We start from the raw sequence: 935 nt of genomic DNA on the forward strand, positions 1-935 counted from the left end.
GCGCTGTTAGCGATCCTCAAGGCGGGCGCTGCTTACCTACCATTAGATCCTGACTATCCAGCCCAACGTCTATCGTTCATGCTGAGTGATAGTGGGGCCAAAATATTGCTCACTACGCAATTAAGACTTAATCACTTCCTTGACACACTCAAGTGCGATGGGGTGACCCTCCCAGTTTATCTAGATGACCTAGTAGTTGATATAGAAAGTGATGCATTCGAAGAATGTTTAAGTGCATACAGTGAAACGTCAATCCAAGATAAAGATCGCTGCCACCCACTGACACCAGAACACTTAATCTACCTTTTATACACCTCGGGTAGTACAGGTAGACCCAAAGGAGTTGGCCTATCTCATAGGGCATTCACTAACCTCATTCTTTGGCAAGATGATGATTTACCGAGAAGCAAGCAACGCATTCTTCAATACTCACCGATTAGCTTTGATGCTTCTGCGCAAGAAATTGCAATCTGTTTCCATCAAGGTGGAACGCTAGTCTTGATTGACGATGAAACTCGTAAAGACAGTAGAGCTTTATTAGAGTACATTCGTGATCAAAAGATTGATCAGCTTTATGTACCATTTGTGGTTCTAAGCAGCCTTGCAGATGCACATCAAAACTTTGGCATCGATGCATGGCCAAAAGAGATTATGACCGCTGGCGAACAACTACAAATTACACCCAATATTCGCAATACGTTCTTACATCACCCTGAATCCAGGCTATACAACTATTATGGTCCTACTGAGGCGCACGTTGTTACGACACTTACGCTATCGACAAATGCTGCAGATTGGCCCAATCTACCGACTATTGGTTATCCAATTTGGAACAATCAAATCTACCTCCTAGACTCCACCTTAGAGCCTGTACCTCCTGGAGTGGTGGGTGAGCTCTATATTGCTGGTGCTGGTTTAGCCAGAGGCTACCTAGG

At 44.5% G+C, this 935-nt stretch carries 1 protein-coding gene; it reads left to right on the forward strand.

Annotation, left to right across the window (positions count from 1 at the left end):
* On the forward strand, positions 1-935 hold a 935-nt coding region (locus JaK3_RS08825), incomplete at both ends, for an AMP-binding protein (protein WP_150114252.1).

The sequence above is a fragment of the Polynucleobacter yangtzensis genome, assembly GCF_001595965.1.
In the GTDB taxonomy this organism is placed as follows: domain Bacteria; phylum Pseudomonadota; class Gammaproteobacteria; order Burkholderiales; family Burkholderiaceae; genus Polynucleobacter; species Polynucleobacter yangtzensis.